Genomic DNA, 6,124 nt, shown 5'->3' with positions numbered 1-6,124 from the left:
GGTCCGGGGCGAAGCCCCGGTTTCGGGAAGGGGCGGGGTGGGGGAAAGCCCCGCAGGGCCCTCCAGCGCCACGGCGACGTCCTCGCCGGTCAGCACCAGCCCGGTGGCCCCCGTACAGGAGACGACCACGTCAACACGTGTCAGCTCACCGGCGACGGCCCCCATCCCCACGGCCCGCGCAGCGACACCGGTGCCCGAGGCAACCAGAATCTCGGCAAGACGCTCCGCCCGCTCCGCGGTCCGGTTCGCGACCACGATCTCGGCGACACCCACCCGCGCCAACGTGGCGGCGGCCAGCGACGACATCGACCCGGCCCCGATCACCAGCGCCCGCTTCCCGGCGGCCCACTCCCCCACCGGCGCCGCCGCCCCCGCGAGCTGCTCCAGCCCGAAGGTCACCAGCGACTGCCCGGCCCGGTCGATCCCGGTCTCGGAGTGCGCCCGCTTGCCGACCCGCAGCGCCTGCTGGAAGAGGTCGTTGATCAGACGGCCCGCCGTGTGGAGCTCCTGCCCCAGCGCCAGCGCGTCCTTGATCTGGCCGAGGATCTGGCCTTCGCCGACGACCATCGAGTCCAGCCCGCACGCCACCGAGAACAGGTGGTGCACCGCCCGGTCCTCGTAGTGCACGTACAGGTACGGGGTGAGTTCCTCCAGCGCGACCCCGCTGTGCTGGGCCAGCAGCGTGGACAGCTCGGCGACACCGGCGTGGAACTTGTCCACGTCGGCGTACAGCTCGATCCGGTTGCAGGTGGCCAGCACGGCCGCCTCCGCCGCCGGCTCCGCGGCCAGCGTGTCGTGCAGCAGCTTGACCTTGGCGTCGGCGGACAGCGAGGCCCGCTCCAGCACGCTCACCGGCGCGCTGCGGTGGCTGAGGCCAACGACGAGCAGACTCATGCCGGCATCACCGCCGGGACGTCACCCTCGGGGCCGCCCTTGCGCGCGGTCGCGGCGGCCCGCCCGGCCGGCGGCTCGACGGCGGCGGCGGGCGCGGCGCCCGTCCCCGTACCGGCACCCGGCTCCACGAGTCCGGCAGCACCGGCGGCACCGGCGACCGCACCCGCGGCGGCCGCTTCCTCGCCCGCCTTGCGCTGCTCGTGGAAGGCCAGGATCTGCAGCTCGATGGACAGGTCGACCTTGCGCACGTCGACGCCGTCCGGCACGGACAGCACGGTCGGCGCGAAGTTCAGGATGGAGGTGACCCCGGCGGCGATGAGCCGCTCGCTCACCTGCTGCGCGGCGCCGGCCGGGGTCGCGATGACCCCGATCGAGACGCCGTTCTCCTCGATGATCTTCTCCAGGTCATCGGTGTGCTGCACGGGCATCCCGGCGACCGGCCTTCCGGCCATCGCGGGGTCGGCGTCGATGAGCGCCGCGACGCGGAACCCGCGCGCGGAGAAGCCGCCGTAGTTGGCGAGCGCGGCGCCGAGGTTACCGATGCCGACGATGACGACCGGCCAGTCCTGGGTCAGGCCGAGCTCGCGGGAGATCTGGTAGACGAGGTACTCGACGTCGTAGCCGACGCCGCGGGTCCCGTAGGAACCGAGGTACGAGAAGTCCTTGCGCAGCTTCGCCGAGTTGACCCCGGCGGCGGTCGCGAGCTCCTCGGAGGACACCGTGGGCACCGATCGCTCGGAGAGCGCGGTGAGGGCGCGCAGGTACAGCGGAAGCCGGGCGACAGTGGCCTCGGGAATACCTCGGCTGCGGGTCGCCGGTCGGTGAGTTCGGCCAGTTGCCACGATGCTCCTGCGGGATGAGCGGGGCTGCAGGCGGTCACTTGTCCCAAGACCGCCCCGTCGGAAGCAGGCTATGTCTTTGTGAACGCGTGCACAAAGATTGTGTCCGCTTTGTCCGAGCAAAGTGACCGGGGTCACGCGGGGTGGGCGGACAGGACCCGGACCGGGAACGGGCCGAACCCGTTCAAATCCCGAGGGGGGCAAAACGGTACACACTCCTCATCGATACGCCCCCGAGTCCCCATAAATCGCCCATGATGGTAACGGGCGAATCGGTCAGGCTCCCAATGCGCGCCTCAGCCGGTCAGGGTTCACCCTCCAGAAGGTGTGCTGTTCGCCGTCGATGAGCACCACCGGAATCTGCTCCCAGTGCAGCCGGTGGAGCTCCTCGTCCTGCGAGATGTCCTTCTTCTCCCACTGCGCCCCGGTCTCGGCACAGATCGCTTCGATGACCTCCTGGGCGTCGTCGCACAGATGGCACCCCGGCTTCCCGACGAGCGTGACCATCCGCTCCCCGGGACGCTTCTTTTCCTTACGGCGCAGCAAAGGGCTCATGCCCTCATTGTCCCGCGCGCGCCGGTGGTGCCCGAAGAGTTAACCGCTCCGTTTCCCTGCGGTTCGGGAACTCCCGAACACAATGGCTATGCTCGCGTCATGGCCGCTCTGGGATGGCTCACCCCCCGTAGGCGCTCCGCGACCGCGCGGAGCGTGCTGGCTGGCGAGGCCTCGGCCGAGGCCGCCCGCAAGACCGCGCAGGCCGAAGCCCCACCTCACGCCGAGCTGCCGGAGGACGAGGCTCCGCCCGCCCTCCCGGCGGCCGCCGAAGCACCCGCGGCGGACGCCCGGGACACCTCCCCCGAGCCGGAGTTCCCGGTTCCGGGAGACGACCTCGCCGCCGCCTTCTTCGACCTCGACAACACCGTCATGCAGGGCGCCGCGATCTTCCACTTCGGCCGCGGCCTCTACAAGCGCGAGTTCTTCCGCCGCCGCGAACTGGCCCGCTTCGCCTGGCAGCAGGCCTGGTTCCGGCTCGCCGGGGTCGAGGACCCGAACCACATGCAGGACGCCCGCGACAGCGCCCTGTCCATCGTCAAGGGCCACAAGGTCTCCGAGCTGATGTCCATCGGCGAGGAGATCTACGACGAGTACATGGCCGAGCGGATCTGGCCGGGCACCCGCGCCCTGGCCCAGGCCCACCTCGACGCCGGCCAGAAGGTGTGGCTGGTCACCGCCGCGCCCGTCGAGACGGCCACGATCATCGCCCGCCGCCTCGGCCTGACCGGCGCCCTGGGCACCGTCGCCGAGTCCGTGGACGGCATCTACACCGGCCGCCTGGTCGGCGAACCGCTGCACGGCCCCGCCAAGGCGGAGGCGGTGCGCGCGCTGGCCGCCGCCGAGGAGCTGGACCTCGCGCGCTGCGCGGCGTACAGCGATTCGCACAACGACATCCCGATGCTGTCGCTGGTCGGACATCCGTACGCGATCAATCCCGATACAAAACTGCGCAAGCATGCCCGGGCCAACGACTGGCGGCTGCGCGACTATCGGACCGGCCGCAAGGCCGTGAAGGTCGGCGTCCCGGCCGCCGCCGGAGTCGGCGCGATCGCGGGCGGCGCGGCCGCCGCCATCGCCCTCCACCGCCGCCGCAAGTAACAACGCCGGGCCAGGGGCCCCCGCGAGGGGCCGCCCGGCAGGCAACCACCCGCCTTTACCCGCGTCACCGGCGCGGCACTCCGGCGTGCCCGACTCGGTCGCGAGCCAGCGTGGAAGCTTCCATTCCGCGCACCCATGCGATCAAGAACCGATCACCAACTGGGCCTGAATATGCCCTCGACACGCAACAGAAGTGTCGGAACCGGTGATTTCAGCAACTGGGTGTAGTGCTGCCTGTACGAAGCGTTATTCTCCTCAAACGCATGCCACCGCCCATCTGTCGCCACGACGGGTGAACGCTCCGGCACTGCACGTGATGGAAGCTCTGCCTCTGGGAGTCCCGTGTACCCACCTGTCGGGGTTGACGCCTCGGGCCTGGCTACGCTGCGCGCAACGGTCATCGACCGCCTGCGCGGCTTCGTCCCCACCGCGTACGCCGTCCCCGCCTTCGCCGCCGCGGTCCCTGCCGGCCTCGGCCCGGCCGGTCCTTGCTACGCCCTGACCGACGGCGGCGCGACGGTGGGCAGACGCGGTCGAGCGAGCACGGCCGCCACCGCCGGTGCCACCGGCACCAGCACGCCCGCGGCCCGCCGCCCCACCGCGGACAGCGACCAGGCCCGCATGATGGACCTGGTCGAACGCGCCCAGGCCGGCGAGGCCGACGCCTTCGGCCGCCTCTACGACCAGTACAGCGACACGGTGTACCGCTACATCTACTACCGCGTCGGCGGCAAGGCGACCGCGGAGGACCTCACCAGTGAGACCTTCCTGCGCGCGCTGCGCCGCATCTCCACCTTCACCTGGCAGGGCCGCGACTTCGGCGCCTGGCTCGTGACCATCGCGCGGAACCTGGTGGCGGACCACTTCAAGTCCAGCCGCTTCCGCCTGGAGGTCACCACCGGCGAGATGCTCGACGCCAACGAGGTGGAGCGCAGCCCCGAGGACTCCGTCCTGGAGTCCCTCTCCAACGCGGCCCTGCTCGAAGCCGTACGGAAACTGAACCCGCAGCAGCAGGAGTGCGTCACCCTGCGCTTCCTCCAGGGCCTCTCGGTCGCCGAGACCGCCCGCGTGATGGGGAAGAACGAGGGCGCCATCAAAACGCTCCAGTACCGGGCGGTCCGCACCCTCGCCCGCCTGCTGCCGGAGGACGCCCGCTGACCGGGTCCCCCCGGCAGCGCGGCCCCGACCCGACAACACGACCCGACACCCACACCCGGTGACCCCTCGATGACGCTGTGGTCCGATCATCCTTCGTCCGTAACCCAACTGCCGCGCCGCTCGTTGTGCGGGATGCAGGCTCCCTGTGGACACGCCCTGCCCGAAGCCGCTCACTCGAAAGTGTGGATGTGCTCAAGGAAGGCAACCTTCCGGACACCTTGGGGAGTCGATCGTCATGACGAGAGGAGGTGCCGCCAGTGATCGCGAACGTTACTCCGCACCGGCGGGCGAACGCCTTCGCCCAGGCCCTGGAGGATCGGACCCCGTCCGACCTTTCGGAACCGGACCCGGCGGCCGAGCAGTCCGAGGCACCTGCCGAATCTGCCGACCACGACCGGCTGTTGGCCCTGGCGAACGTACTCGGCGAAAGAATGCCGCGCCCGGTGCTGGACCCCGAGGTCAAAGTGGTGCAACGAGCCCAGCTCGTCGCCGCCATGGAGGCCATGGTGATGGAGGAGAGGGCCGGGGGCGGTGCCGCCGCGGACCCTCTGGTGCCCGAACAGCGGACCGGCCGCGGCGCCCACCGGGCGACCTCGCTCCGGAAATTGCGGCCCCGCTCCCGCTGGTCCAAGGGCATCGCAGCGGGGGGCCTCACCGTGGGTGTGGCCGCAGGGGCCTTCAGCGGAGTGGCCGCTGCCAGCACCGACGCCCTGCCAGGTGACTCCCTCTACCCCGTCAAGCGGGGCATGGAGGATCTGAAGCTGGGCATGACCGACGAGGACGCGGACCGGGGCGAGCTCTACCTCGACCAGGCCTCGAACCGGCTGTCGGAAGCGCGCAGGCTCATGGAGCGCGGCCGTACGGGCGTACTGGACCACGAGTCGCTCGGCGCGATCCGCCGGGCCCTCGCGGGCATGAAGCACGACGCCGCGGAGGGCCACCGGCTCCTCCAGGCGGCGTACGAACGGGACGGATCGCTCGGCCCGATCCAGGCACTGTCCTCGTTCTCCCGCTCCCACCGCGACGCGTGGGGCCGCCTCCGGGAGAAGCTCCCGGTGCAGCTCAACGACGTCGGGGGCGAGGTCGAGTCGGTGTTCCAGGCCATAGACGATGACGTGGCGCCGCTCCAGAGCCTGCTGCCCAAGCCCCCGGAGCAGACCCGCGGTCCGGGCGCCCCGGCCAGGCCCAGCAGCCCGGCGGCGGGCAAGCACCAGTCGCCGGCGGAACCGGGCGCCGCCTCACAGGACGCGCCCCCGGCCGCCCCCAGCCCCTCCGGCAGCCATCCCCCGGCCCCGGGTACGGGCGGCCTCCTCGGCGGTGCCGGCGACCTGCTCCACCCCCCGGCACCGGGCCAGTCCGCTCCGCCCCCCTCGGCGACCCCGGACCACCCACAGCCGGACATCACCCTCCCGCCGCTCCTCCCGGGCCTCCTCCCGGGCCTGGGCCTCAACGCGGAGGACGCCGGCCAGTAGCCGACGCACAGCGGGGGGCGGGCCCCGCGCCCGCCCCCCCAGGGCCAGACCCCCAGCCCAAAATCCACGCACAAAAAGTCGGCCCCCCACACACAGAAACCCACCCCC

Annotated in this window: 6 protein-coding genes; 3 read left to right on the top strand and 3 right to left on the bottom strand. The window is 71.6% G+C overall.

Annotated elements, in window-relative coordinates:
• The 3 genes from hemA to ACFV0Q_RS27910 form a co-directional block, all read right to left on the bottom strand.
• Nucleotides 1-894, bottom strand: an 894-nt coding sequence (gene hemA / locus ACFV0Q_RS27920; RefSeq protein WP_385009122.1) for a glutamyl-tRNA reductase, incomplete at its 3' end; no start/stop codon positions are given.
• Nucleotides 891-1,736, bottom strand: coding sequence for a redox-sensing transcriptional repressor Rex (locus ACFV0Q_RS27915; RefSeq protein WP_385009121.1), 846 nt, complete (start codon nucleotides 1,734-1,736; stop codon nucleotides 891-893). The genes hemA and ACFV0Q_RS27915, both read right to left, overlap by 4 nt.
• 273 nt (nucleotides 1,737-2,009) lie before the next feature.
• Entirely contained in the window at nucleotides 2,010-2,288 is a 279-nt protein-coding gene (locus tag ACFV0Q_RS27910; protein WP_385009120.1) for a glutaredoxin family protein, read from the bottom strand.
• Between the two features lie 99 nt (nucleotides 2,289-2,387).
• Between ACFV0Q_RS27910 and ACFV0Q_RS27905 the strand changes: the two genes are divergently transcribed.
• The 3 genes from ACFV0Q_RS27905 to ACFV0Q_RS27895 all read left to right on the top strand — a co-directional run bounded on the left by ACFV0Q_RS27905 (nucleotide 2,388) and on the right by ACFV0Q_RS27895 (nucleotide 6,016).
• A complete protein-coding gene (locus ACFV0Q_RS27905) occupies nucleotides 2,388-3,386 on the top strand; it encodes an HAD family hydrolase (protein ID WP_385009119.1) in 999 nt (332 codons plus the stop codon).
• Nucleotides 3,387-3,728: 342 nt separating this feature from the next.
• Complete coding sequence (locus tag ACFV0Q_RS27900; RefSeq protein ID WP_385009118.1) at nucleotides 3,729-4,544, top strand: ECF subfamily RNA polymerase sigma factor, BldN family; 816 nt, start codon at nucleotides 3,729-3,731, stop codon at nucleotides 4,542-4,544.
• Nucleotides 4,545-4,801: 257 nt separating this feature from the next.
• On the top strand, nucleotides 4,802-6,016 hold the full coding sequence (locus ACFV0Q_RS27895; RefSeq protein WP_385009117.1) for a DUF5667 domain-containing protein: 1,215 nt from the start codon (nucleotides 4,802-4,804) through the stop codon (nucleotides 6,014-6,016).
• Nucleotides 6,017-6,124: the final 108 nt, after the last annotated feature.

Source organism: Streptomyces sp. NPDC059564 (genome assembly GCF_042735575.1).
Classification (GTDB): Bacteria; Actinomycetota; Actinomycetes; order Streptomycetales; family Streptomycetaceae; genus Streptomyces.
This window is presented reverse-complemented; position numbering and strand designations above follow the sequence as displayed.

Bases quoted from the DNA above. Each gene is read 5' to 3' on its own strand.
- ACFV0Q_RS27910 (WP_385009120.1), bottom strand. From the start codon at position 2,288: ATGAGCCCTTTGCTGCGCCGTAAGGAAAAGAAGCGTCCCGGGGAGCGG.
- ACFV0Q_RS27905 (WP_385009119.1), top strand. From the start codon at position 2,388: ATGGCCGCTCTGGGATGGCTCACCCCCCGTAGGCGCTCCGCGACCGCG.